Here is a 26808-nt window from a genome sequence, read left to right on the forward strand (position 1 = left end):
AGATTTTAGATTTTAGATTTTAGATTGATTGATTAAATTTGAGATTGAAGAAGTGGGAATGACTGATGAAGCTCGTGGTTTGGAGCACGGGCCTACATTTGAGTAAATTTTGTCTGGTACGTGACAGTCCTGCTAAAGTAATGGAGACAAATATTTAGAGATCCAAGACCTTGAACATCTATCTTGGGACAGATATCGTATATGTTCCGCGCATTCAAGCTGCATTAGACCGCTTTGGCGATCGCTTTCTCGAAAAAGTTTACACGCCCGCCGAACAAAGGGACTGCGGGCAAGTAAATTCTCAACACAGCAGCATTAAAGGTAAAATGAATCGAGTTTCCTGCAACCAACTAGCGGGGCGCTGGGCAGCAAAAGAAGCTGTTGTCAAAGCTCTAGGCACGGGATGGCGGGGAATACGGTATGCAGATGTGGAAATTCGGCGCTCCGAAAACGGTGCTCCCAATGTGCAACTGCACGGAAACGCAGCAGCACGAGCCTCTGTTTGGGGAAATTGCCAGTGGCAATTGAGCCTCAGCCATGACGGAGACTATTCTATGGCTACGGCGATCGCCCTTTGTACCCCGCCCTCAAACAACGCCGTCGAGCGATCGAGCGAAACTAAAATCTAAAATCTAAATCTTTAATCTAAAATTGATCGATTGTGAGCGTGAATGACTACCGAAACTTACCTGAATCATCCAAACTTTGGCCTCCTCTTCAGGGTATCCCAGGTTGAAGACAGCCAAGAATTATTTACCACCCTATACGCCCAGCGCCTGTTTTTTTTGGTGACAAACGGCCCTGGTGGGCTGAGATTTGAACCAATCAGTCGCTCCGACGCTCGCCTCATGGTCGAAATTCGCCTGCGAACCCTGCGTCGCAGCGGTCAATATCAGGAGTACGACCAATTGCAGATTATTCACCAGCGCACTTTTCAATAACGAAAATCAGTAATTTGGTAATTGGTAACTCTCTTAATTTTCCTTCCCTCCAGTTCCCAGCGTTGAGCAACCATGACCATTGCCTCTCGAATTAACAGCATTCGCCAACACTTGCCCGCATCAGTGCGGTTAATTGCCGTTACCAAACAGGTACCGACTGATGCTATCCGCGAAGCATACGACGCCGGTATCCGGGATTTTGGCGAGAGTAAGGTTCAAGAGACTGCCGAAAAACAAAGCCAACTGCAAGATTTACCTGATATCAACTGGCACTTGATCGGCCACTTGCAAGCCAACAAAGCCGCCAAAGCCCTAGAGCATTTCCAGTGGATTCACTCTCTCGACAATTTAAAACTCGCTCAGCGACTTTCGCGCTTGGCGGGCGAACAGTCCTGCTCTCCCCAAGTCTGCCTGCAAGTCAAAATGTTGCCCGACCCGGACAAATACGGCTGGAGCGTTGCAGAACTGCTTGCCGACCTTCCAGAACTTAACAACTGTCAGCATATCAAAATTCAAGGTTTGATGACAATACCCCCACAGGGGTTAAATGAGTCGCAAATCCTAGAATTATTTAACAGCACCCGCGAACTTGCTGACAAAATCCAGCAGCAAAATTTGCCCTGCATAAAAATGCAGCAGCTCTCGATGGGGATGTCGGGAGATTATCATTTGGCAATTCAAGCAGGTGCTACTATGGTACGGCTAGGACAAACCTTATTTGGCTCTAGGAGGGGATAAATAATTGAAATCTTCTGATAAAGACAATTTAGGTTAAATATAGAGTAGTCAGCCACCCGCGACTAACGCGCAACGCGAGTATAGTCGGGGCAGCAAAGTCGTGAAGGAGCGTGAATCATGAATATTTTTTCTAAACTGCGAGATTTTGTAGGCATCAACAATGAGCCTGAGTACGATGACGTGTACGACGAAACGGAAGGAGAGCGCTATCAGAACTTCTACCAAGCGCCTGAACCGAACCCCGCTGCCGTCGCAGCAGCAGAAGAAGAACGTCGTCAAAATCGTAGAATGCGGGAGCGGTCAGTAGTAGGATCGACAGGTATGGATGTCGTTGCACCAACCGGGGGAGTAGGGTCAGTAATGAATAACGTGATTGGAATGCCTGGAGCTATGAACGGGATTTCTGAAGTAGTAGTCATGGAGCCGCGCACTTTTGAAGAGATGCCTGCGGCAATTCGAGCCCTTAAGGAACGGAAGTCTGTGGTTTTGAACCTGACGGTGATGGACCCAGACCAAGCGCAAAGAGCTGTGGACTTTGTGGCGGGCGGTACTTATGCCCTTGACGGTCATCAAGAGCGCATTGGCGAAAGTATTTTCTTGTTTACGCCTAGCTGCGTGCAGGTGAGAACTCAGTCTGGTGTGGTTCACGAAGTGCCTCCAGCCCAAGGACGGCCCCGCCCTGCTGCTCCTGCACCTACAGTCTGGCCGGCAGAACAAGCTCCAATGGCTCAGTAGTTATTAGTTAGTAGTCAGTTGGCAGTGGTCAGTAGTCAGTAGTTAGTAGTCAGTAGTTAGTAGTCAGTAGTCAATAGTTAACAACTAATAACTGTGGAATAAACACTGCGGATTAATAACATTAGCTAACAACTAAGTAACCAATGACAACTGACAACTGACAACTGACAACTGATAACTCAAAAGTGACAAGTGACAAGTGACAACTGACTAATGACTAACATAAAATTTGGTACTATCGGCGGCGGGGTAATGGGAGAAGCTCTCTTATCCCGCTTAATTGCACAAAAAGTTTATTTGCCTTCTGAAATATTGGTGAGCGAGCCACAACTTCAACGGCGCCAATTTTTGACGGAAACCTACGGGATTGGAACAACAGCCAGCAATCTAGAAGTTGCTGCCGCTACAGAAGTGCTGTTTTTGGCGATTAAACCGCAAGTTTTTGATACCGTAGCTTTGGAGTTAGCGGTGGCGGCCGATCGCAAACAGGGAAATAATGGAGAAACGGCTAATTCGCAGCCTGAAGCGGTGGTAGTGTCGATTTTGGCAGGAGTGCCGCTCAGCAAGCTAGAACCAGCTTTTCCCGGGCGGGGAGTGCTGCGGGTGATGCCGAATACTCCGGCCACGGTAGGAGCAGGAATGAGCGCGATCGCTCCGGGGAAACTTGTTCAACCGGCTGAGTTAGAATTGGTAAAGCGCATCTTTCAGGCCGTGGGAGAAGTGGTAGAAGTACCTGAGAGTATGCTGGATGCGGTGACGGGGCTTTCGGGTTCCGGGCCCGGTTATGTCGCAATTTTGATTGAGGCCTTGACAGATGGCGGAGTTTGTGCAGGACTGCCAAGGGCGATCGCCTCTCAATTAGCTTTGCAAACAGTATTCGGTACGGCGAAGCTATTGCAAGAAACGGGAATGCACCCGGCAGAATTGAAAGATCGAGTTACGAGTCCCGGCGGCACAACTATTGCAGGTATTGCTAAATTAGAGAGTAGCGGCTTTCGTTCTGCGCTGATCGAAGCAGTGAAAGCGGCTTATTTGCGTTCTCAAGAATTGGGTAAATAGGTGTTAGTGCCATGCTGACTTGAAAATTAGATTTAAGTCCGTGGGTCGAGTTGACCGACGATCAGTTTTACGAACTGTGCCAACATCACCCCGATTATAAATTTGAACGGAATGCCAAAGGAGAACTGCTGATGGTTCCACCAACGGGAGGAGAAACTGGAAACCGCAATATGGATTTATCCTATCAATTGCAAGCTTGGAGTCGCCAACATCCGAATCTAGGAATTGCTTTTGACTCTTCCACCTGTTTTAGACTCCCAAACGCTGCTAGTCGTTCTCCCGATGCTTCTTGGGTAAAACGCGAAAGATGGGAAGCTTTTACTCCCGAACAAAAAAGGAAATTTCCGCCACTGTGCCCTGATTTTGTAGTGGAATTGCGTGAAGCGAAGCTATCCCGAAGGGAATCGCCCACTGATTCTATCAGAGAAACGCGAGATAAAATGCAGGAGTATCGGGAAAATGGTGTTTGTTTGGCGTGGTTGATTGACCCGCAAACGCGGAGTGTGGAGATTTATAGGATCGATCGAGAAATAGAAAGCAGTCCCCTGTTACGCTGTCAGGGGAAGATGTTTTGCCCGGATTTGTGTTGGAACTAGGACCCGTTATGGGAACTAATTGAAAAGGTGTCAGGCAGTTTCAGATCGATCGCTAGTTGCTGTTTCCAATTTCTCTCCAATCCTCGGTTCCGTACCATTCAACAAACGCTGAATATTGCTCCGGTGCCGCACAATTACAAACACACCGCCCGCAATTCCAAACAATACATAAGCTAGCGGCTGATGTAAAACAAACATCAATCCAGCAACGCTAATTGCTCCGATAATCGAGCTTAAAGAAACAATTCGCGACACCGCAAACACTATTCCAAAAATTCCGAAAGTTGCCAAACCAACTGGCCAGTACAAACCGAGTAAAACTCCCAAACTCGTAGCCACAGATTTACCGCCGGTAAACCCCAGCCAGATTGATTTGCTGTGACCTAAAACAGCAAACAAACCTGCTAATGTTGTCATCCAAGGGATGACTGTTGCAGTATTTTCTAAACCTGCGGCGGTTGCTAGCTGGTGGGTAAAATCGAGCGCGTAAATGTAGCGGATTAGGACGATCGCACTTACCCCCTTCAACACGTCCACCAACAAAACCCCCAACCCCGGCCACTTCCCCAAAGTCCTCAGTACGTTAGTCGCACCCGTCGAACCCGAACCAACCTCTCGAATATCAATTCCCAGCATCCATTTCCCCAAGGCGTACCCAGTCGGAATCGATCCCAGCAGATAAGCTGCTATTAACAGTGCGCCATTTAAAATTATCCAGCTAGCCATTTTTTTATTTGAGATTTCGTGTACTTATGAACTACCCCACCCTATAGAGGGATGGGGTTTCCAACTTCACAGGGAACTGCATCTAACAAAACCGAAGTCTTGCCCGGTTGTCTTACATTCCCTCCATTGGCTGTAGACCTAGTTCCTAAGTCCAATATCCGCAAGGCTTCATTTCTGATGTTGATAGCTGCATTGACATCGCGATCGTGATGTGTATTGCACTGACTGCAAGTCCAATCTCTAATATCTAATGACAAGCTATCAACTCGATTGAGGCAAACGCTACAAGTTTTAGAAGAAGCAAAAAACCTATCTACTTCAATATAAGTTTTGCCTGACCACTCAGACTTATACTTGAGCATCGTACAAAATTGACCCCAACCACAATCTGATATTGCTTTCGCTAAGTTGTGATTGCGTACCATACCTTTCACATTCAGATTTTCTACGGCAATAACTTGGTTTTCGTTGACTATCTTGCGGGATAGTTTGTGTAAAAAATCTTCTCGAACTCGTCTAATTTTTGAATGGACTTTGGATACCTTACTTTTTGCTTTATATCTATTTTTACTACTCTTCTGTTTGCGAGCTAGACTTTGTTGTTTCTTTTTAAGATTGCGAGCATATTTTGTTGTATGACGCGGATTATCAAATTTACTACCATTGCTAGTAATGCAAAAATGAGTCAAACCTAAATCAATACCTATTGCTTTTCCTTCAGTAGAAAGTTGAGCAAGCTCTCTACCATCATCTACTAAAACCGAAGCATAATATTTGCCATCCGGGTTAAGTGAAACGGTAACAGTTTTGATTTGTCCGTCAAACTTTCTATCCTGTTTGCAATAAATTAAGCCTACTTTTCCAGGGATTTTGAGATGATCTCCATCAAGTTTGACGTTAGATGGGTAACTAATCGACTGTTTACCATACTTAGATTTGAATCTGGGGAAACCTGTTCGTTTTTCAAAAAAGTTTTTGTAAGCTGTTGATAAGTTCAGTGCGACATATTGTAAGCATTGAGAGTAGGCATCAGTTAGCCAAGAATACTCTTTCTTGAGACTTGGCAATAAACCTTGAATAGCTCCTCTAGACAAACCTTTCCCTGTTGTGAGATATGTTTCTTGGCACAAGTTCAAAGAATAATTCCAAAACCAGCGGCAACAGCCAAAAGCTTTGGCTAAAGCTATTTGCTGCTCATTGGTTGGATATATCCTAAACTTGTAAGCTTTGTACATTATCGGATTTACACAATAGTGATAATATTATAGCACAGACTAAAAAAATAATGTTGCTTCGCGGTTTGTTTTTTTGGTCGCTATCCATCCCCACCCTGTAGACGGATGGGGATGGATAGCGACATTTAGGTTAAAATTTGCAACCTTTCCCCTAGCATAATTAGCAATTACCAATTACCAATTACCAATTACCGATTACCAATTACCAATTACCAATTACCCAATCAAAAATCCTTAGCAGTTGTCAAAGTTTGCGGGTCAGAAGCAAAGGCTAACCACAGCGGAAATTGCAGCATTGACAAACTAATTAAATCCTCAGTTTCATCAATGACAATTAGCGGCAATTTGCCATCTTTCACCAGTCGATCGGCTTTTTGAGCCAAAGCTTCCGCAGACTCAAACATAATAATCCCCCTTTCCGGGCCAAAATCGCTGCGAGTAATGCCCAAACAGTCCTGCAAACCCCGGCGCCACTCTCCCAAGCGTTCGGGACTGTTGGCGAGCACCAAAGTCCGCACCCGTCCGCCGTAGACGCTTCTGAGTACAGAAATAATTGTCGAAGTAATCAAGATATTTTGCAAGCGCGAACCCATAGTCCGCAAAGCACCCCTTCCTCCTTGGGTGAAAAACCAGTTAGAAACTCGTTCCGCGTGGATGGGTTCAAAAGTGCGGCGGAGTTGCCAAGGGGGGCCGTAGTAGTCCGGGAGAGTGCGGTATTGATCGAGGGTGCGGCGAATTTGTTTGGCTTGTTCTTGAAATCCCTGTTCGGAAAATCTGGGATTTATCGGTGCTGAGGATTGAGACTCCTCAGCAGGAATTTGCTTGGGTGTCTCTTGCACCGGCGGGGTCAAATCTAAGAGTTCGGCGGTAGCGGCCAAATCCTGCAAACTGCCTACTAGATAGTCTTTGAAACCCTGGACTCGAATTGCTAAATCTTGGGAGACGCCGGCAAAAGTGGTTCGCATTTCCTTTTGAATTCGATCGCGCCGGCGTTCGAGTTTTTCTACTTCGATTTGTAACGTTTGTTTGCGGTGATCTAATTGAATCAAGCCGTCTTGTACCAAACGCCCGATCGATGCTTGAGCCTCGCCCAACGCTTCTAAGGCCTTGGCTTTGTCGGCTTCCAAGGCGGCAATTCTTTCAGTCAAGTTTTGTTCTTGCTGCTGCAATTCTTTGACTCTCTCTGCCAACTGTTCGGTAACATTTTCCGAGATGCGCGTTACCGTGTCTGCGCTTGCTGTTGGCGGGGAGTCGCTTGGAGGATCGATTTGAGCGATGGGACTTTCTGATTCGCGATCGTCGGTATTGGGCCCGATTTGGGCGAGTCCGCCTGCTTCGTTCACGAATTCGGCGATTTCGGCATCTGCCTCGCCCAGTGGCGGGTCTGTTTCGCCCGGGAGTTGGGCGGCGGACTCCTGAAGCTCGATCGACAAATCCGGTGTTTGAGATGGAAGTTGGTACTCCGTCTGATTCACGGGTAAATTGACTTCGCCGTCAGCGGTTGGGGCGGCTGGTTGTGCTTGCGGTTCTTGAGTTGGAGATTCGTCTGAATTCATGGGAAATTTAGTTCGGCGTAGGGCACGGAAAAGTTAAAAATTTAAAATTAACAACTTTTTTAGTCTTGACGGGGACAGCGCTGTTCTAAGCAGGTCTGTAGCATTTTACGATCGAATAGAATCGGGAAAGAGTGAATGCTGTTAATTTCTTTGAAGTAAAACCAAATCGGCACAGCGGGCCACAATATCCGCCAATTTTGCCATTCTCGGTAAGGAAAGCGGCGGATTAAGTTGGACGATCGATAAATGTCCAAATCGGTTGGGGTAAATTGCAGCCGGAGGGTGGCGGCTTGGTACATCAGAAACAAGCCGAACAGCGAAACCGACAAACTCGCCCACTTCTGCACGAACAGCAGCGGTACGGCGGCCAGTACCAAAACTAGGGGAAGCGCATAACTCGGAGCGAGTTCGATCGTACTTGTCGGCGCAGTCGAAGAGGCAGTGCTATTCACGGGTTTAAGTTAAACGAATTTTGTCAATACTTTATATTTTACCGTTTCCTAGCTTACAAGCCTTTGAGTACGCTAGAGCCCGTCCCCTGAAACATCAGCCAAGTCAGGAAAAAGTTCACAATAAAAATAGCCAGCAAAGCCGTCACCACCGCCGTAGTAGTAGATTGACCGACGCCTTTTGCCCCGCCAGTGGTGGTCAAACCCCAGCTAGTGCCGATTACAGCAATCAAACCACCGAATACAAAAGCCTTAATTGCCGCGCTGCAAATATCCCACAGACTTAGGAAATTGCGGACTGATTCTAAAAACACGCTTTGAGAAATGCCGTACATCGTCGTAGCAATTAGCAGTCCGCCGAGGATGCCGGTGACGAGACACATGATGGTTAAAATTGGCAGCATCAAGCAGCAAGCAAGGACGCGGGGAATTACTAAATAGTCGATCGGGTCTGTTCTGAGCATGAGCAGGGCATCTATCTGCTCTGTTACCTGCATCGTGCCGATTTCCGCCGCAAAAGCCGAACCTACCCGTCCCGTAACGATCACGGCTGTTAAGACGGGGCCGAGTTCGCGAGTCAAAGACAAAGCCAAAACGCCACCGACGACATTGCCGGCCCCGAGGTTAATAAATTCCCTCGCTACCTGAATAGTAAATACCATGCCGACAAAACCCGCAGTCAGCAAAGCAATCAGCAGAGATTCCGGGCCGACTGCTGCCATTTGGTCGAGGGTGTTGCGGCGGTGAATTTTGCCCTTCAGCAAGTGCAGCATGACTTGGCCGCCCAATAAAATTGCTGCCAGCAACCGCTGACTCCACAAACTGAGGCTCGAAGATTTAGTGGTGCTCAAGGGGATTTCGAGTATAGAACAACTGCCAAAAATGAAATCTATCTACAAATCTTAAACAAGTTTTTTCTATAACATTTAAGATTTCTGACAGAACTGGCCACTGAGGGCGATCGCTGCCTATTGTAGAAAAGGACAAGTTTTGTTTGCTTGCACCGTTCGGCAGTTTAGCTGAATTTACTGACTCTTATGAGCATTTTCCCCAATTTTCTTCGTTCTGTACTGCTGACCAGCCTGTTGAGCTTTGTCGCCCCCTTAGTGTTAATCGGCGCGGGATTGACTAGCTTTTCGCTGCTCGGCCTCGTGCCTGCTCTCCAAGGAGTTGGTCGTTCTGGAGAAGAGCTGATTTTGCAGTTCTTAACTACTTTCGGCAGCGGCTGTCCCCTCCAGGGTTTTTTCGTCATCGGCTTAACTTTTAGTTTGGTGGGTGCTTTGTTTGATACCTACGCTTCTTATCAGCATTCGCGGTGGGGTTAATTTTGTTTCGATTTTATATGTGGGATTTGAGATTTTAGGTTTGGAATTCTAAATTAAATCTAAAATCTCAAATTGTTGCGTTGCGGTGCGATCGAATAGCGCTACCTGCAATGACTTCGCCGAAAAACGGATACTTGGTAGCAGACAGGAGTGGTGGCGAGCTAAAAATTTTAGACTAAGGTTCAAACTTCCAGATTCATCTGTGGAGTCAATCTCAAATCTCAAATCTCAAATCTTCAACCTCAAATCGACTGACTCAACATTATTGATCGCAAATGTTCGGAAATGCGATCGCCCTTTTTTCGGAAAACCGAATCCCCCAGTTTCGGGAGCTGGAATATATTAAATACAGGTTGAGTCAAGTGTTTCTCAACCTCTAAAAACTTAAGAGATTCGAGGTATTAGTTATGGCACTTATTCGTTGGGAACCTTTGCGGGAAATGGACTCCTTGCAGCGAGAAATGAATCGGTTGTTTGATAGCTTGACGCCGGCAACCGATCGCGCATCTAACGGTGTTGCTTTTGTACCCGCCGCCGAACTCGATGAAACTCCCGAAGCCATCCACCTTAAATTAGAAGTTCCGGGCATGGAAGCTAAGGATTTGGACGTACAAGTAACCGCAGAAGCTGTTGCTATTAGCGGCGAACGCCGTCTGGAAACTAAGAGTGAAGATAAAGGCATGACTCGCTCTGAGTTCCGTTACGGTTCGTTCCGCCGGGTGATTCCCCTACCCGCACGGGTTCAAAATGACAGCGTAGAAGCTGAGTACAAAAATGGAGTTTTAAACCTGACTTTGCCTAAAGCGGAAGCCGAAAAGAACCGCGTAGTGAAAGTGCAAATCGGCGGTCAATAATTCTTTGCTACTTTAGTTAGTTAATTAGTAGGGGGGGCGCAAGGCACCCCCTATTTGTTTTGGAAATTGATTATTGGTCATTGGGAATTGATAATTGGGCCGAAAAGCATTGGGTATTGCGAGTTTGAGGAATGATCCTTCCTTTTTCCTTCTTCCTTCTTCCTTCTTCCTTCTTCCATCCATCCATCCGTTACATCCTCAGAAAGCGAATCCGTTGCCGAACTTCCTTGTTCCGATTCTTCAACCGTGCTAAACTCCAATAAGCAATGGTTGGTGAGGAGACTTGCGTGCCGAGCCAGGGAGTGGGAGGAAATGGAATTGCATCTGAGTTTGGAGACTTAACCGAGATGACTCGCCAAGAAGTCGATGATTTTTTGCGCGGATTGGGTGCAGAAATCAGAACTACTATAGATGGTTATGTTGCATATAAATTTTTTGATAAGTCAACAGTAATGATCCGTCCTAACGGTGAAGTGATTAGAACGCCTGCACCGAAATATGGCTCAGATGGAAGAAATATCAACAAAGGTTTGCGTCTCGATAGAGATGGTAATTTATTGCTGACGAGAGACGAATTTGGGAATTTAATTCCAGGTACTCACAATACGGGAGAAAAATTAAATGAGTGATTGGAAGGATGACTATAACTTGCTTGGATTGGGTGGTTTTACATCTTTAATCACAAAAGTCAACGTATCTTTATGGGGAAACGAAGTATTAATTGAATGCGTCTACAATCCAGAAGAAAGATTGCCTTATATGCTGGCATTCAAAGACTGTCGCGATATCAGTTGGACTGTACACGATGAAGAGGCAGTTGGCGAACTGGAAGCTGAATTCTTCGGAATTTCTTTGGGCGATACCGAACACCGCAAGCCTGCGGTGATTACTACAGACATTTTTGAAATTTCTATTTTGTACGGCAGTTTTAGCATTCACAAGGGAGAAAAATTAAATTCTGAAGATTTAGAAACAGAGGTTTTGGTATCACAAGGGCAAGCAGTCTTGTAGTAATTTCGATTTGAGCTTTTAGATTTGAGATTAAAGAAGTGGGAATGAGTTGATAAACAGAGGTTTTGGTATCACAAGCGTATTGCGTAGCTACTTGCACAAGGTAATGTGCTAAACTCTAATCAGCAATGCTTGATGAGGAGACTTGCGTGCCGAGTCAGGGAGTTGGAGGAAATGGAATTGCATCTGAGTTTGGAGACTTAACCGGGATGACTCGCCAAGAAGTCGATGACTTCTTGCGCGGACTGGGTGCTAAGGTAAAAAGTTCTTCAGGAAATTATGTTGAATACAAATTTTCTGACAGGTCAAAAGTCATAATCCGCACTAATAGTGAAGTTGTTCGCCTGCCAGCACCGCGATATGGCTCAGATGGTAGAAGAATAAACTGGGGTTTGCGTCTTGACAAAGATGGTAGCGTACTCCAAACACGCGATGAATTTGGCAATCAGATTCCTGATACGCACATTACTGGAGAAAAAGTGAGTAATTAATATGCCTGATGACTACAACTTGCTTAATTTAGGTGGACTTACATCCCTAGTGAAAAATGTCAATGTGTCTTTGTGGGGGAATGAAGTATTACTGGAATGTATCTACGATCCTACAGGCGATCAATTGCCTTACTCATTAGTTTTTCAAGACTGCCGAGAAATTATGTGGGAGGTGCATGATGAAGAGGAAGTAAAAGAACCATTAGCTGATTTGATTGGTTTTCATTTGGGTGAAAACGCGCACCGGAAAGCAGCTTTAATTCATACGGATATTTTTGAAATTTCAATTTTGTACGGCAGTTTTAGCATTCACAAGGGAGAAAAATTAAATGCTGAAGTAGCAGATTTAGAAACAGAGGTTTTGGTATCACAATCGCCCGCAGTCTTGTAGCAATTTAAAAGCACCGCGCCGTTAAATTGCCAAGCGGTTAGTAATATTATATCTGGTAAAATAACTATTAGAGGACTTGCGCACTCCGACTCCTAGAAACAGGGTTTTTTACCTAATCTGCGGGTTTTAACGCGTCTTTTCGTAAAAAACGCGGTTTCTGGGCCCCCATATGTAATATGTAAGTCCTATATTATTAGGTTTGTAGTGAGGACTGAAGTCCTCATCATCAAAAATCTGAGGATTGAAGTCCTCACTACAAAAGAATTACCAATTTTTCAAAAAAGACAGTAGGTATTGTTGCCCGCCTCAGTTTACGATACTTAATAGAACTTTTTTCCCAGATGAGGTAAAACACAATGCCTGATATTGTTGATATTGCCGTAGGCGCGGGTTCGTTCCAAACCCTCGTAACAGCCGTGCAAGTAGCTAATTTAGTAGACGCGCTCAAAAGTCCGGGCCCTTTTACTGTGTTTGCACCCACTGACGATGCTTTTGCGAAATTGCCGCCGGGAACTGTCACAACCCTAGTGCAGAACGTTCCCCAACTGACTAGGATTTTGATGTTTCACGTCGTCTCGGGCAAGTTTATGAAAGCTGATTTGGCAAAACTCGGTTTTGTTACTTCCTTAGAAGGTTCGCCGATTAAAATTGATTGTTTAGACGGTTTTGAGGTGAAAAATGCTACAGTTGTCGCTGCGGATATCGAAGCTGATAACGGCGTCATCCATGTGATAGATAACGTGATTTTAATGGGGTAGTTTCACCGTCCATCGATGATTTTCGATTTTCGATTTTTGATTGACTCTACAGATTAATTTGAGGGTTTGAACTTTGGTCTAAAGTTTTTTGATTTTGACCACGGAAGTCGGTAGCTTGCATCTGTCTTTGGGTGTGAAGTTAACTGTCGCAGCGGGAGCAAGAGCTGGCATCGAGCAGTGTCTCTTTGCTCCCGATCGCGCCCTTGTTTTTTAGCGGGTGAAGGTAATTTAAATATAAAAAAGTTGTTTTTTCGGCGAATGTATTTTAAGATCATTGCTTACAAAAGTTTCAAAATCAATAATTATAATATAAGCAAACCAGCGTGGTGAGCACTATGCAAATCCTAGCCGCCAGCCTCAAAGCAAAAGTCCGCCAGCGTACCTTGGAACTGCAAGTTCTCAACGAACTTACTGCGAAAGTACAACTCGCCACTTGCGCTGATGAAATTTGGTCTGCGTGTTTGGCACATCTCGATCGCCTGATTCCGGGCGCGGCGATCGCAATTTTGACGCCACCGGACGATCGACTATACCTGCAACACTTACAGCCCTTAACTGCTAGCGCCAGAGCCGAAATTGAAGGCCAGTTGCAAGCAGCTCGCGTTGAATGGCTCGCTGGAAATCGAGACTGGGCGGATAACATCGATCCGCCACCAATTGCTCAGTTTCAGTCGGTCTTGATGGCACCTGCTAACCCGGATGAAAGTGAAGAATTGTTGGGAGTAGTTTTCATTGGTGCAGAGCAAGCAACGGCTTTTAATTTGGAACACCTTTGTTTGCTCCACACAGTCGCTCAAATCTGTGCCAAATCGTTAATTACCCTAGCAGCTAAAACGACCAGTGTCAAGGGGAAAGCTCAAAATAATTTGGCTCTGGATGCGGAAAGTCAAGAACTTTTGTTGCGGGCTGTAATGGACGGTGCGCCGGACAGAGTTTTTGCGAAAAATAGAAACTTTAGATACATTTTGGTAAATCAAAGTTTTGCGGCATATTTGGGGAAAAATGTTGAGGAAATTATCGGCAAAGATGATATTGAATTAGGGTTTTCAGCCGAATTAGTATTTGGCGAGCGCAACGGCCGGGTTAGGGGCATCCGCGAGGAGGATCGAGCTGTGCTGGCCGGGGAGATTGTTCGCAATCCCTACCAGACGATCGCCTTTGAAGGCGGCAAACAGCACATCTTTGACACGCAAAAACTGCCGCTGTGCGATGCAGAGGGCAATATATTTGCGGTTTTGGGTTTTTCTCGGGAGATTGGTCAATTGCAGGCCACAGATGAAGCCAGGAATCAAAGCCAAGCCAAACTGCAAAAAATTACTGCTAGCGTACCCGGTACGGTATATCAAATTGACTTGCATCCAGACGGCTCAATGGCCTTCTCGTTTGTGAGCGCGGGCTGCCGAGAATTGTATGAAATAGAACCAGAGGCTGCTCAGCAGGATTTTAATGTAATTGTTGACATGATTCATCCCGAAGATCGAGATGATTTTCTCAACTCGGTGACGCTTTCTGCGGAAAATTTGCAGCCTTGGCGCTGGGAAGGAAGAATTGTCACTCCGTCAGGAAAACTTAAATGGGTTCAAGGAGCTTCCCAGCCAGAATTGCAAGCATCGGGGGAGATAGTTTACTACGGCTTGTTCACGGATATTAGCGCCCGGAAACAAGCTGAATTGAAGCTGCAACTTTATCAACAAATCTTTTTGAAATCCAACGATGCGATCGCGATCTTAGACCCCCAAGGCTATTACTTAGAAACAAATCAAGCTCACACGGCTTTGCTGGGTTACAGTTCCTCGAAATTGTGGGGGAAAACCCCGGCAACTCAAATGGGAGAACAGGCATTTGCCTCGGTAATGCAAAGCTTGGCAGAAACTGGGAGTTACCGAGGCGAAATGACCTGTATTAAGGCTTTGCAAGGGGGAACAGTTGAGGTGGAGCTTTCGGCTTTTGCGGTTCTCAATGATGCTGGGGATGTAGTTTGTTACGTAAGCGTCAAAAGGGACATCACCGAACGCAAGCGAGCTGAGGAAAAACTAAAACTTTACCGAGAAATATTTTTAAACTCCAACGATGCGATCGTCATTATAGATGCTGATGGGTTTTTCCTCGAACAAAATCGCGCTCACCAAATGCTTTTAGAATACACAGACGCGGAATTAGAAGCAGAAGGGTCGCCGCTGGTTGCGGGGGAGCGCTTTTCGGCAATTGCCAAAAGTTTAGCAAAAACAGGAAATTTTCGGGGCGAAATTACTAACTGCACTAAAAAAGGCCGCACGCTGGCGATCGACGTTGCGGCATACTCTGTGATTAACAACGCCGACGATGTAATTTGTCATGTCTGCGTCAAGCGCGACATTACCGAACGGATAAAAGGAGAAGAAGAACGGCAAAAATTTGTGTCGCTGATTGAAAACAGCAGCGATTTTATCGGTATGGCTACCCTGGAAGGTCAAACGCTGTTTGTCAACGAAGCCGGACGAAAACTGGTGGGTTTAGAAAATATTTCGGAACAGCTTTATACGGAGATATGGGATTATTTCGGCCCAACTTTTAAACAGGAATTCAGTCAAGAGATTTTGCCAATAATTATCAGTCAGGGTCAGTGGCAAGGAGAAGGTCAAATGCAGCACTTGCACACCGGAAGATGCATTGATGTTGTGATGAATGCTTTTCTGGTCAAGCACCCTCAAAGCAGCGAACCGCTGTGCTTGGCTGCGGTAATTCGCGATGTCACCGAACGCAAGCAAGCTGAGAGAAGGCTGCGGGAACAAGCAGAACAAGAACGGCTGGTTTCGGCGATCGCCCAGCGAGTCCGGCAGTCTCTCAACCTCACTCAAACTCTGAGCACTGCCGTACAAGAAGTGCGGCATTTGCTGGCAACTGACCGCACGGTAATTTATCGTTTTGATTCCGATGATACAGCGATTGTTGCTGTGGAATCTGTAGGGGATGATTGGATGCCGCTGCTGGGCAGAAAAGTTCAAAGAACATCCTTTGGGGAAAGTTATGTATCGCGGTACAGCGCTGGAAAAATTCAAGCAATGGCAGATATTTATACTGCCAGTTTGAGCGAGGTACACCGAGATTTACTTGCTAGTTTACAGGTAAGAGCTAATTTAGTTGTACCAATTTTTATAGGCGATGAAAGTCAAGACTTGGCAACAGAATATTCGCCGGAAACTGGAATTTTGCCGCCGGAAAGGAGTTTGGAAACGAGTCAAAGTCGGTTGTGGGGATTGCTGATTGCTCATCAGTGCAGCGCTGCCCGTGTTTGGACTGATTCTGAGGTGGATTTGCTGGGAAGGTTAAGCGTGCAGTTGGCGATCGCCATTCAGCAATCTACTTTGTTTGAACAAGCGCACCAGGCCCGAGAAGCGGCCCTAGAAGCATCTCGAATGAAGTCGCTATTTTTAGCAAATATGAGTCACGAAATCCGCACTCCGATGAATGGAGTGATGGGGATGACTGATTTGCTGCTGAAAACGAATCTTACTCCCGAACAACTCGACTTTGTGCAGACGCTGAAACTCAGCGGTCAAAATTTGCTGTCCATCATTAACGATATTCTGGACTTATCCAAACTGGAAGCAGGAGAAATGCGCTTAGAAACAATCGAATTTAACCTCAGTATCTGTATAGACGAAGTGCTGGATTTGTTGGCAACTCCCGCACAAGAAAAAGGTATAGAATTGGTGGCGGTGATTGACAGCGACGTGCCACTGCAAATTAGAGGCGATGCAGCGCGGTTGCGGCAAATACTTACTAATTTGATCAACAATGCTATTAAGTTTACAGAAGCAGGAGAAGTGGTAATTGAGGTTTCTATTGGCAGGGTTCAGGGGTTATTGGCAGACAGCGAGGAGCAGAAAGTTGTAGAGAAGATCCAACCGTTAGAACTCGCCAGCAATGGCTCGACATTCCTAGTTTTTAAAGTCACAGATACAGGAATCGGGATTGCTCAAGAAGACCAAAAAAAGCTATTTCAATCTTTTAGTCAAGTTGATGCTTCTACGACTAGAAAGTACGGTGGTACAGGTTTGGGTCTGGCTATTTCTAAGCAGTTAGTGGAGTTAATTGGGGGCAAAATCGGTGTGGAAAGTACCCCTGGCCGAGGCTCTACTTTTTGGTTTACTTTGCCGGCAGCCGAGGAAAATTTAACTGCTGTAGGAACGGCGTGCGAAGTGAATTTGCAAACGGTGCTGGCGGGGCTAAAAATGTTAGTTGTTAGCGATAAGCCGACAGTGCGAAAAGTGCTGCTGAGAATGGCTGTGGTGTGGGGAATGGAAGTTGAGGAGGTTGAGAACGGTTGGATGGCGATCGCATCTCTGTACAAAGCTGTCAGCGTTAATTGCCCTTACGATATTGTTTTGGTTGATATTCAGTTGCCGGAAATCGTGGCGGGAAGCGTGGAACGCTTGATGTTTTCTGAGCCGGCAATGCAGCAGACAAAGTGGGTGGTGTTGACTTCAATTACTCAGATATCGGAGGCGAAACGTTTGGTAAATAGCGGTTTTAGCGGTTATTTAACTAAACCAGTGAAAGCTCATCGGCTTTTTGGCTGCTTGGTGAATGCGATCGCCCCGGGTGCGGCGATGGATCAGCCGGTGGCAAATCCAAAGTCCAATGGAGCCTCAGCTATTGACAACCGGGAGTTAGCCAACTTAAAGATTTTGTTAGTTGAAGATACTCCGATTAATCAAAAAGTTGGTCTGAATCAACTCAGAGTTTTGGGATGCACGGCGGATGTCGCGAATAACGGTGCAGAGGCGCTATCGATGGTTGCTATCAAAAAGTATGACATTGTGTTGATGGACTGTCAGATGCCGGTTTTGGACGGTTACGAAGCGACGCTGGAATTGCGCCGCCTGGAAGCGGCAAATGCTGCTGCTGGTTCGATCGAGCCGCACCAAAAGACGGTGGTGATTGCGATGACGGCGAGTGCTTTGAAGGGCGATCGCGAAAAGTGTCTGGCGGCGGGCATGGACGATTATATTAGCAAACCTATTTCGATCGAAAAGTTAAAATCTGTGCTCGAAAATTGGTCTGCCCAGTTAAAAATTGAAAGTCCAAAGTTTAATGGCGAGGAACTCAAAAACTCTTCAGAGGATATTCAATCTTTAGTGGATATGCCACGTTTGCGCGAAATTGCTGGTGCTGATTTAGAGTTTGAGCGGGAAATACTGCAAGCTTTTGTGGTTGATACTGGCAGTTATTTAGAAGCGGCTAAGGTAGCGATCGCCTCGGCAGATGTCCAGACATTGGCCCGCCGCGCGCATCAAATTAAAGGTGTCAGTGCTACGGCGGCGGTGCGGTTAATGCCCGAGATGGCAGATCGGCTTCAAAGTCTTGGCGAATCAAACGATTGGGAGGAGGCCACGAAAATCATCGCTGAATTAGAAATAATTCTGGCGGGGGTTCAAAAGTGGGTGGCCCCTGAGTAAGCTGCTGCTATGTTCGAGAGGGAGAAGGTGAGAGGGGGAAAAGATTTGACTCTTTGGGGAATACGGCATTGAAATATACAATTTAAATGCGCAACAGCTTAATTAATTTTCTGGCGAACCGGGCAGGAGTGCCCGATCCCGGACAGCTCCTGGCAGCTCCCACGAGCTATAGTATGTAAAGATTGTTAATTTTTTATCAAGATTTTTATCTCAATGTGACAGAATTCGGAACTCTTATAACATCTTGTGTGTTGTAGCTTGTGACACTACTTTATTGAGTTATTGTGGTCAAATATAAAAAAATCATTAAGCCGATGGCTCTGACGGTGCTTTTCGTCTATCGGCTTGAGACACAAGACCAAGTTCTCGCCCAGTCCGCCCATTAACTGCGTATTTACGCTCCAGGAGGTTTTATGACTCCCATCATGTTACGTCAACTTTGGTCGTTAATTGAGACCACCCAAGCTACTCTGTTAGTGAATTTGGACGATGCCACCCTGGTACAGTGGCTGCTGAAGCAGTTGAAGATGAACTCTGCGCTTAATGGCAAAGAAGCAGATTTGTTGAACGAGTACATCGAGTCTCGGCTGTCCCTAATCCGCGATTTAGCTGAGCAGCGCCTAGCACCAGAGGTACAGTGAGCGCATTCAATCAAAATCGGATAAATATTCCAGGGAAGGGCGATCGCCGCGGGCAAAAATAGCAGCAAACAAACCGGGTTTCTATGATAAATCTTGGGTTGGACGGCGGTGCCTCCAGTCAAAAACCGGGTTTCTCACTCTCCGCGCCCTGCTTGCTGAAAAAAACACAGGCGGGTAGCTGGTGCAGTTGCCACAGTGCAGCACCGGATGCAAAACGGCTAATTTGAAGCCGGAGGCTGTTGTGCGCCACAGTTCTCGACATCTACAAGGTAGGATGATCAGGAAAGCGTTCTACTAAAATCTATGCGTAAATGGGGATTTCTGCTGCTAGCAAGCGTGTTATTTGCGGCACCGTTGGCATCTTGTAGGGATCGATCGGCACAAATCGGACAAACACCAGCAACAACTGCTGCAGGTGGCAACTCGCAACAAGGTTCGAGCCGGATAGATACAATTGTCAGCCGCGGCAAACTGATTTGTGGTGTCAGCGGCGAACTGCCGGGTTTTAGCTTTGTAGACGAAAAAGGCAAATATTCGGGACTGGATGTGGATGTGTGCAGGGCTGTCGCGGCGGCAATATTTGACGATCCCGAAAAAGTCGAGTACCGAAAGCTCAACGCTAAAGATAGATTTACAGTTTTGCAGGCTGGAGAAATCGACATTCTCAGCCGAAATACCACCTACACGGCGAGTCGCGACAGCACTACCGGACTGGAATTTGCCCCGGTGATCTTTTATGACTCTCAAAGCATCATGGTCAAAAAAGACAGCGGCATCAAAAGTTTAAAAGATTTTGCGGGCAAATCTATCTGCGTGCAGACAGGTACGAGCACCGAACAAAATTTGTCCGACCAAATGCGAAAATTAGGAATTAAATACACTCCTGTGGTGTTTGAAGATGTGAATACTACCTTTGCTACCTATCAAGAAGGTCGCTGTCAAGGTGTTACTGCCGATCGATCGCAACTTGTTTCTAAGCGGACAACTCTGCCGAATTCCGAGAATAATGTTGTTTTGCCGATCGTGATGTCAAAAGAACCTTTAGCCCCAGCGGTGAAAAGCGGCGATCCTAAATGGTCGGACGCCGTGAAATGGATTATTTTCGCGGCGATTGAAGCTGAGGATTTGGGAATTAATTCGGGAAATGTAGACAAAATTGTGGCAAGCACTACAGACCCCAACGTCAAACGTTTGCTAGGAACAGAAGGAGATTTAGGTAAAGGTTTGGGACTCCCGAACGACTACGCAGTCCGCCTTGTTAAGAAAGTGGGGAATTACGGAGAAATGTACGATCGCAACCTCGGCCCCAAAAGTACACTTAAGTTAGAACGGGGTCAAAACAGACTCTGGAAAGATGGCGGTTTGCTTTATTCACCGCCGTTCCGTTAATTTTAGTTAACTGTTGACTGTTAACTGTTGACCGTTGACTGTTAACAGTTAACCAACAAGATATTTGAGACAGCAAGGTACTCCGCGCTTACCCGACTTGTAAGGTGCTTGCTAGGTGCACCCTACAAGATATTTTAGGCAGGCTAAAGTTAGGTATAGTGTGTTCTACATTAAACAGTTATGAACCCAGAACCTCTACCGGGCAAATCGCAGAAATTGCCCAAATTTAAATATTTATCAAAACTGCTGCGGGACGATCGCTTCTGGAAAATTGCCGGACAGGCGATCGCCCTAATTTTAGTAATAGTTGTTATCGCGATTCTCTGGGACAATCTCAGTGCCAATTACTCGCAACTGGGGATTGCCTTTGGATTTGATTTTCTAAATTCCCAAGCATCTTTTGATATCGGCGAAAGTGTCATTCCCTACAGTCCAGAAAACAGTTACAGACAAGCTTATTTTGTCGGTTTAATCAACTCGCTGCGGGTAATGGGTATCGGCATTGTTTTCGCAACAGTTGCGGGTTTGACTGTAGGAATTGCGCGCCTTTCCGACAATTGGCTGCTGCGAAGTTTGGCTGGTTTGTATGTGGAAATTTTGCGAAATACGCCGTTATTGCTGCAATTATTTTTCTGGTATTTTGCAGTTTTCATTTCCCTGCCAAAACTGGAAGACAATCAGCAGATGAGGGGGCCGATTTACTGGACAAATCGCGGCATTGCTGTACCTTGGCCTGTGGCTTTGCCGGGTTTTGAGATTTGGGTGATTTTGCTAACTATCGGAGTTTTGGCGGCGGCGGGGCTGTGGATGTGGCGGGCACGGGTGATGTTGGAAGAAGCTAAGCCGGGAAGACAGTTGTTTTGGGCTATAGGTGCGATCGGGCTGAGTGCAATCTTAGCTTGGATTATCACCAAAAATCTGCCTTTTCGTCTAGATTTCCCCCGCCTGACACCAGCATTGCAACTCGAAGGAGGATTAAAAGTTACTCCAGAATTTGCAGCCTTGGTGACAGGGCTCAGCTTGTATACTGGCAGTTACATTGCAGAAATTGTCCGGGCCGGAATTCAGTCAGTATCGAGAGGCCAGTGGGAAGCCGGAAAGTCTTTAGGGCTGAAGTCTGGAACAATGATGCGGATGGTAATTTTGCCGCAAGCTTTGCGGGTGATTGTGCCGCCTTTAACCAGTCAGTATCTGAATTTAGCTAAGAATTCGAGTTTAGCGGTTGCGGTTGCTTATCCCGACGTTTATTTTGTGGTGGGCTCTCCGACTTTGAATCAGACCGGTCGGGCGATCGAAGCAATGTTAATTATCATGGTAACATACCTAACAATTAGTTTGATAGTTTCTCTGTTCATGAATTGGTACAATCAAACCGTACAAATCAAAGAGAGGTAACTGCTGAATATTGGAGATTTTTGATGTAGGATTAAAGGAGAACAAAATGGCATACAGTGATTTTAGTTTAGCAAAAGTATCTAAAACTTTTGAACTCAAACTTTTAGATGCAGTTAATATGTTTTCTGCTATCCCAGAGTTAGAAAGTAGTAATTTTTTAGTAGAAACCCTTCTATATACTGTGCCATTAGCTATTAGCAGTAATACTGAAAAAGCTCGCTCCGAAATGATTATTGCACCAATTTTGATCGAACTGAGAAAACAGTTAAATTCGGAAATTAGCTTTTTTTCAGGAATAGACTTTACAATCGATCCCGAAAAAGGATTAAATGGAAATTGCGATTTTCTGATTAGCCGTTCTCCAGAATTATTAATTCTTACCGCACCAGTAATTATCATTGTAGAAGCCAAAAAGGAAAATATCAATGGCGGATTGGGACAGTGCGTAGCAGAAATGCTAGGCGCTAGAATATTTAATGAACGTGAAGGTAACGATATTCCTGCGATTTTTGGCGCTGTCACTAGCGGGACTAACTGGAGATTTCTAAAATTAAAAGACCAAGTAATTGAAATAGATTTAACAGAGTATTACCTCAGAGATGTTAATAAAATTTTAGGAATTTTAGCGAACAGTATTAGAAATTAATCATAACTAAAAACTGATGGAAACAATACCTGTATTACCGCCCCCCGCCACCGAATCGCCTACCCCTTGGAATTGGGCGCGCAAAAATTTATTTAGTACCTGGTACAACAGCATTCTGACAGTAGTTTGCCTAATTATCGCCTTCCAAACAATTAAAGGAATTATCGTTTGGGCAACAACAAAAGCTCAATGGCGCGTGTTAGAAGCTAACTTGCCGCTATTTTTCGCCGGCAGATTTCCCCGCGACTCCTACTGGAGGCTGTGGATAGTAACGGGGATAATTGCCTTGTTGGGAGGATTAACTTGGGGAAATATTCAGCGGCAAGAACGTCTTTGGAATCCGCCTTTACTAATTATACTCGGTGCTGCGGTTGTGGGTGCGGTCATTTCGCCGATCGACCTAACCTCTCGCCTCTACCTCTTAGGAATAATTATCGCAGCCGCCGCCAGCTATGCCATCGGAAGGCAAATAAACCGCAACCCCCCCTCGCCCCCCCTTGCTAAGGGGGGGTTGGGGGGGGTTAACTGGATGCCGGCAATTTGGGCTCTTTCCTTCCCCATAATTTTGTGGCTAATTAAAGGCGGGTTAGGTTTGACAGAAGTGTCAACAAATGATTGGGGCGGTTTAGTATTGACGCTGTTTTTAGCAGTTATTAGTATCGTGCTTTCCTTTCCTTTGGGAGTATTGCTAGCACTCGGCAGACAAAGTTCTTTGCCAGTTGTGAGATTGTTATCAACATTATACATTGAAATTATTCGCGGCTTACCATTAATTGGCATTTTGTTTTTAGGTCAAGTGATGCTGCAACTCTTCTTACCGCCAGAATATCCGAAATTAGATAGAGTGATTAGAGCCATTGCTGGATTAACCTTATTTAGTGCAGCATACTTAGCGGAAAACGTGCGCGGTGGCTTGCAGGCCGTGCCGAGGGGACAAATAGAAGCAGCTAGGTCGATCGGGCTAAATACACCCCTACTCACAATTCTCATTGTACTGCCTCAAGCACTGCGAATAGTCATTCCGGCGATCGGCGGTCAATTCATCGGATTATTCATGGATACATCCCTGCTGTCTCTATTCGGAATGTTAGAATTAATCGGAATATCCCGCGCAGTTTTAGCAAATCCATCCTATATCGGTAGATACGCCGAAGTTTACATATTCGTCGGGATAATTTATTGGATATTTTGCTACTCAATGTCCCTAGCAAGCCGCAAAATAGAGCGAACTTTAGGCGTAGGTCAAAGGTAAAAAAAAATCTGCATTCATCCGCGTTCATCAGCGGTTTAAAAACAAAAAAATATGGAAACTCAACCCACAATCCCAGAACAAGTAATCGTAGCAGAAAACGTCCACAAATGGTACGGACAATTTCACGTACTGCGCGGCGTCAGCATGACCGTAAACCGAGGTGAAGTGGTTGTCGTGATGGGGCCCTCTGGTTCGGGAAAATCGACATTTATTCGCACATTCAACGCCTTAGAAGAATACCAACAAGGTAAAATTACGATCGACGGAATCGAACTTTCCCACGACTTGCGCAACATCGAGACAATTCGGCGCGAAGTAGGAATGGTGTTTCAGCAATTTAACCTGTTTCCCCACTTATCAGTCTTGCAAAATGTCATGCTAGCGCCGGTGTGGGTGCGCCGCTGGCCGAAGAAAAAAGCTGAAGAAGTGGCGATGCAACTGTTAGAAAGAGTGGGAATTTTGGAACAAGCACAAAAATATCCCGGACAGTTGTCTGGGGGACAACAGCAGCGGGTCGCTATTGCACGTTCTCTAGCAATGCAGCCTAAAATCATGCTGTTTGATGAACCGACATCAGCATTAGACCCGGAGATGGTGCGGGAAGTTTTAGATGTAATGCGAAATTTGGCTCAAACAGGAATTACAATGGTGGTGGTGACTCACGAAGTCGGGTTTGCGCGCGAAGTTGCCGATCGCATTGTATTGATGGATGGTGGCGTTTTAGTTGAAGAAGCGAAGCCGGAACAGTTTTTTCAGCACCCGAAGGAAGAACGCACGCGCAAGTTTTTATCTCAGATATTGTAACTGATTTTCAAGTTGAGTCGGTGGTTTTGTGGCGGTAGCAGCCGTAAAAATCCGCACAATTAAGGTAAAATAAAAGAGTGTACAATAACTCTCTATTTTGCTGAGATAGCTTGCAATGCCATCCACAAAAACTCTGCCGTTAGTTAAAGACTCGGAACGCCTAGAAAGTCGCCTCAAAGAAATTCCGGCGGTTCCTGGTGTATATTTAATGCGCGATGAGAGCGATCGCATCCTTTACATCGGCAAATCCAAAAAACTCCGAAACCGCGTCCGTTCCTACTTCCGCGAAAGCCAAAATCTCAGTCCCCGCATCGCGATGATGGTGCAGCAAGTGCGCGAAATTGAATTCATCGCCACCGACACAGAAGCAGAAGCTTTAGCCTTAGAAGCAAACCTCGTAAAACAGCACCAACCTTACTTTAATGTCCTCCTCAAAGATGATAAGAAATATCCTTATTTGTGCATCACTTGGTCGGAGGAATACCCGCGCATTTTTATCACCCGCAAACGCCGCGCAGGAAGTGCAAAAGACCGCTATTACGGCCCCTACGTCGATACAGGGGCGCTGCGGAGTACGCTACATTTAATTAAGCGAATTTTCCCCCTGCGGCAGCGCCCTCAACCGCTGTTTAAAGACCGTCCCTGTTTGAACTACGACATCGGGCGCTGCGTTGGCGTTTGTCAAGGGTTAACTTCGCCTGAAGAATATCGAAAAATCATCCAAAAAGTAGCGATGATTTTCCAGGGAAGGACTCAGGAATTGCTCGATATCCTGGAGCCGCAAATGCAACAAGCTGCCGAAGATTTAAACTTTGAAACTGCGGCGCGCCTTCGCGATCAAATTAAGGGTTTGGAGTCTTTGAGTGCGGGTCAAAAAGTGTCTTTGCCCGACGATACGGTTTCCAGAGATGCGATCGCACTTGCGGCCGATAGTCAGCACGCTTGCGTTCAATTGTTCCAAATTCGCGCCGGTCAATTGGTCGGAAGATTGGGATTTATGGCGGAAATACTCTCCCAACCCAGGGCGGGCACGGGGGCACCGCCCCTACAATCGGGGGAGCAAGAGTTATCTCAACTTTCTCTTTCCTCCCCACCTTGGCAAGGGGGGGTAGAGGCCGGAGCGATTTTGCAGCGCGTGTTGGAAGAACACTATCAAAATGTCGAATCTGTAGAAATTCCCAGCGAAATTTCAGTGCAGTACGAATTGCCAGAAGCGGAAATATTAGCAGATTGGTTGAGCAATCGTAAGGGGCGAAAAGTTACCATTTTGACGCCGCAACGGCAAACTAAGGCAGAATTGATTGAGATGGTGGAACGCAACGCTGAGTATGAATTGGCGAGAATGCAAAGATTGAGCGATCGCAATTCTCAAGCAATGGAAGATTTAGCAGAAATTCTCGATTTGCCTGAAGTTCCTCGCCGCATTGAAGGTTACGATATTTCTCACATTCAAGGTTCTGACGCCGTAGCTTCCCGCGTCGTATTTATTGACGGTTTGCCGGCAAATCAACACTACCGCCATTACAAAATTAAAAATCCTGAAATTAAATCAGGGCATTCTGATGATTTTGCTAGTTTAGCAGAAGTTATCGGTCGCCGATTCCGAGGATTGAAGGAAGAAGAAAAAGGGAAGATGGAAGATGGGTTTAGCGATTTAGAAGAACCGAAAGAACTCAGCAATTTATCTTCAGATTCTCCTAATATTTCCGACAAACCAGACTTAATTATGATAGATGGTGGCAAAGGTCAACTGTCAGCAGTTGTGGCTGTTTTGCGGGAAATGAATTTGCTAGAAGAGTTGCGCGTTGTCAGTTTGGCTAAGCAGCGAGAGGAGATATTTTTGCCGGGGGAATCTTTGCCGCTGCCAACTAATTCTGAGCAACCGGGCGTACAATTATTGCGCCGGGTGCGGGATGAGGCGCACAGATTTGCTGTGAGTTTTCACCGGGATCGAAGAAGCGAGAGAATGAAGCGATCGCGCCTTGATGAAATTCCCGGATTGGGACACCACCGACAAAAACAATTGTTGGCACATTTTCGGTCGATCGACTACCTGCGTTTAGCAACTGCCGAACAGTTGGCAGAAGTTTCTGGGATTGGCCCGCGTCTGGCGCAGCAAATTTACGATTATTTCCACCCGTAAAGTCTTACCCAGCATCGGAGAGATGGATTGTAGGCGCGATCGGGCCGCAAGTCCCGATTCAGCCACTGTGAGGGAGCTATTCAAAAATTTTGCACAGGCCTATTGCAATTCCCAGAGACTTGTGGTATGTTTAGTTTCTATGTGCGGGCATAGTTTAGTGGTAAAACTTTAGCCTTCCAAGCTAACTATGCGGGTTCGATTCCCGCTGCCCGCTTGCGCCTATAAAAACCTC

25 protein-coding genes, 1 tRNA gene and 1 pseudogene are annotated in these 26808 nt (G+C 46.0%); 22 read left to right on the top strand and 5 right to left on the bottom strand.

Translation table 11 applies throughout. The features are described from left to right. The first annotated feature begins 170 nt into the window (after positions 1-170). The 6 genes and pseudogenes from acpS to QUA78_RS02715 all read left to right on the top strand — a co-directional run bounded on the left by acpS (position 171) and on the right by QUA78_RS02715 (position 4092). The gene (acpS, locus tag QUA78_RS02690; RefSeq protein WP_333300532.1) at positions 171-629 is read left to right on the top strand and encodes a holo-ACP synthase; all 459 of its coding nucleotides are present in this window, start codon (positions 171-173) and stop codon (positions 627-629) included. Between the two features lie 42 nt (positions 630-671). Further along, on the top strand, positions 672-941 hold the full coding sequence (gene pipX / locus QUA78_RS02695) for a transcriptional coactivator PipX (RefSeq protein ID WP_333103883.1): 270 nt from the start codon (positions 672-674) through the stop codon (positions 939-941). A 72-nt stretch (positions 942-1013) separates the two neighbouring features. After that, positions 1014-1679 carry a YggS family pyridoxal phosphate-dependent enzyme gene (locus tag QUA78_RS02700; protein ID WP_333300530.1) on the top strand — a complete coding sequence of 222 codons (666 nt, stop codon included), beginning with the start codon at positions 1014-1016 and terminating at the stop codon, positions 1677-1679. A 117-nt stretch (positions 1680-1796) separates the two neighbouring features. Beyond that, positions 1797-2414: a cell division protein SepF gene (locus QUA78_RS02705; protein ID WP_333191520.1), complete on the top strand. Its 618-nt coding sequence runs from the start codon at positions 1797-1799 to the stop codon at positions 2412-2414. A gap of 213 nt (positions 2415-2627) precedes the next feature. Further along, on the top strand, positions 2628-3473 hold the full coding sequence (proC, locus tag QUA78_RS02710) for a pyrroline-5-carboxylate reductase (RefSeq protein WP_333300528.1): 846 nt from the start codon (positions 2628-2630) through the stop codon (positions 3471-3473). A gap of 50 nt (positions 3474-3523) precedes the next feature. Further along, positions 3524-4092, top strand: a pseudogene (locus QUA78_RS02715) (Uma2 family endonuclease). Between the two features lie 7 nt (positions 4093-4099). On the opposite strand, the gene plsY reads toward QUA78_RS02715, so the two are convergent. The 5 genes from plsY to QUA78_RS02740 all read right to left on the bottom strand — a co-directional run bounded on the left by plsY (position 4100) and on the right by QUA78_RS02740 (position 8886). Beyond that, positions 4100-4795 carry a glycerol-3-phosphate 1-O-acyltransferase PlsY gene (gene plsY, locus QUA78_RS02720; RefSeq protein WP_333300527.1) on the bottom strand — a complete coding sequence of 232 codons (696 nt, stop codon included), beginning with the start codon at positions 4793-4795 and terminating at the stop codon, positions 4100-4102. A gap of 41 nt (positions 4796-4836) precedes the next feature. After that, complete coding sequence (locus tag QUA78_RS02725) at positions 4837-6030, bottom strand: RNA-guided endonuclease TnpB family protein (RefSeq protein WP_333300525.1); 1194 nt, start codon at positions 6028-6030, stop codon at positions 4837-4839. Positions 6031-6254: 224 nt separating this feature from the next. Continuing rightward, positions 6255-7586 (bottom strand): DUF3086 domain-containing protein, encoded by a 1332-nt coding sequence (locus QUA78_RS02730; RefSeq protein ID WP_333300524.1) that lies wholly within the window; start codon positions 7584-7586, stop codon positions 6255-6257. Between the two features lie 59 nt (positions 7587-7645). Continuing rightward, the gene (locus tag QUA78_RS02735; RefSeq protein WP_333300522.1) at positions 7646-8038 is read right to left on the bottom strand and encodes a DUF3119 family protein; all 393 of its coding nucleotides are present in this window, start codon (positions 8036-8038) and stop codon (positions 7646-7648) included. A gap of 53 nt (positions 8039-8091) precedes the next feature. Further along, positions 8092-8886 carry an MlaE family lipid ABC transporter permease subunit gene (locus tag QUA78_RS02740; protein WP_333300520.1) on the bottom strand — a complete coding sequence of 265 codons (795 nt, stop codon included), beginning with the start codon at positions 8884-8886 and terminating at the stop codon, positions 8092-8094. Between the two features lie 186 nt (positions 8887-9072). Between QUA78_RS02740 and QUA78_RS02745 the strand changes: the two genes are divergently transcribed. The 16 genes from QUA78_RS02745 (at position 9073) to QUA78_RS02820 (ending at position 26790) form a co-directional block, all read left to right on the top strand. Further along, positions 9073-9360, top strand: coding sequence for a hypothetical protein (locus tag QUA78_RS02745; RefSeq protein ID WP_333300519.1), 288 nt, complete (start codon positions 9073-9075; stop codon positions 9358-9360). A gap of 407 nt (positions 9361-9767) precedes the next feature. Beyond that, positions 9768-10214: an Hsp20/alpha crystallin family protein gene (locus tag QUA78_RS02750; protein ID WP_333300517.1), complete on the top strand. Its 447-nt coding sequence runs from the start codon at positions 9768-9770 to the stop codon at positions 10212-10214. Between the two features lie 266 nt (positions 10215-10480). Then, positions 10481-10843: a hypothetical protein gene (locus QUA78_RS02755; RefSeq protein ID WP_333300513.1), complete on the top strand. Its 363-nt coding sequence runs from the start codon at positions 10481-10483 to the stop codon at positions 10841-10843. Further along, positions 10836-11225: a hypothetical protein gene (locus tag QUA78_RS02760; RefSeq protein ID WP_333300511.1), complete on the top strand. Its 390-nt coding sequence runs from the start codon at positions 10836-10838 to the stop codon at positions 11223-11225. Before QUA78_RS02755 ends, QUA78_RS02760 begins: the two co-directional genes overlap by 8 nt. Before the next feature lie 128 nt (positions 11226-11353). After that, entirely contained in the window at positions 11354-11716 is a 363-nt protein-coding gene (locus QUA78_RS02765) for a hypothetical protein (protein ID WP_333300510.1), read from the top strand. Position 11717: 1 nt separating this feature from the next. Continuing rightward, positions 11718-12107: a hypothetical protein gene (locus QUA78_RS02770; RefSeq protein ID WP_333300508.1), complete on the top strand. Its 390-nt coding sequence runs from the start codon at positions 11718-11720 to the stop codon at positions 12105-12107. A gap of 356 nt (positions 12108-12463) precedes the next feature. Continuing rightward, positions 12464-12865 (top strand): fasciclin domain-containing protein, encoded by a 402-nt coding sequence (locus QUA78_RS02775; RefSeq protein WP_333300506.1) that lies wholly within the window; start codon positions 12464-12466, stop codon positions 12863-12865. A 335-nt stretch (positions 12866-13200) separates the two neighbouring features. Further along, a complete protein-coding gene (locus QUA78_RS02780; RefSeq protein ID WP_333300505.1) occupies positions 13201-18306 on the top strand; it encodes a PAS domain S-box protein in 5106 nt (1701 codons plus the stop codon). 413 nt (positions 18307-18719) lie between these two features. After that, positions 18720-18947, top strand: a complete 228-nt coding sequence (locus QUA78_RS02785) for a hypothetical protein (RefSeq protein ID WP_333300503.1) — start codon at positions 18720-18722, stop codon at positions 18945-18947. A 303-nt stretch (positions 18948-19250) separates the two neighbouring features. After that, entirely contained in the window at positions 19251-20336 is a 1086-nt protein-coding gene (locus QUA78_RS02790) for an amino acid ABC transporter substrate-binding protein (protein WP_333300501.1), read from the top strand. A gap of 180 nt (positions 20337-20516) precedes the next feature. Continuing rightward, entirely contained in the window at positions 20517-21731 is a 1215-nt protein-coding gene (locus tag QUA78_RS02795; RefSeq protein WP_333300500.1) for an ABC transporter permease subunit, read from the top strand. A gap of 46 nt (positions 21732-21777) precedes the next feature. Beyond that, the gene (locus QUA78_RS02800; RefSeq protein WP_333300498.1) at positions 21778-22377 is read left to right on the top strand and encodes a hypothetical protein; all 600 of its coding nucleotides are present in this window, start codon (positions 21778-21780) and stop codon (positions 22375-22377) included. 16 nt (positions 22378-22393) lie between these two features. Continuing rightward, entirely contained in the window at positions 22394-23629 is a 1236-nt protein-coding gene (locus QUA78_RS02805) for an amino acid ABC transporter permease (RefSeq protein WP_333300496.1), read from the top strand. A gap of 51 nt (positions 23630-23680) precedes the next feature. Continuing rightward, on the top strand, positions 23681-24433 hold the full coding sequence (locus QUA78_RS02810) for an amino acid ABC transporter ATP-binding protein (protein WP_333300494.1): 753 nt from the start codon (positions 23681-23683) through the stop codon (positions 24431-24433). Positions 24434-24548: 115 nt separating this feature from the next. Beyond that, positions 24549-26576 carry an excinuclease ABC subunit UvrC gene (gene uvrC / locus QUA78_RS02815; protein ID WP_333300492.1) on the top strand — a complete coding sequence of 676 codons (2028 nt, stop codon included), beginning with the start codon at positions 24549-24551 and terminating at the stop codon, positions 26574-26576. Positions 26577-26719: 143 nt separating this feature from the next. After that, positions 26720-26790, top strand: a tRNA-Gly gene (locus QUA78_RS02820). Positions 26791-26808 lie beyond the last annotated feature (18 nt).

This window comes from Microcoleus sp. K4-B3 (assembly GCF_036704615.1).
In the GTDB taxonomy this organism is placed as follows: Bacteria; Cyanobacteriota; Cyanobacteriia; order Cyanobacteriales; family Microcoleaceae; genus Microcoleus.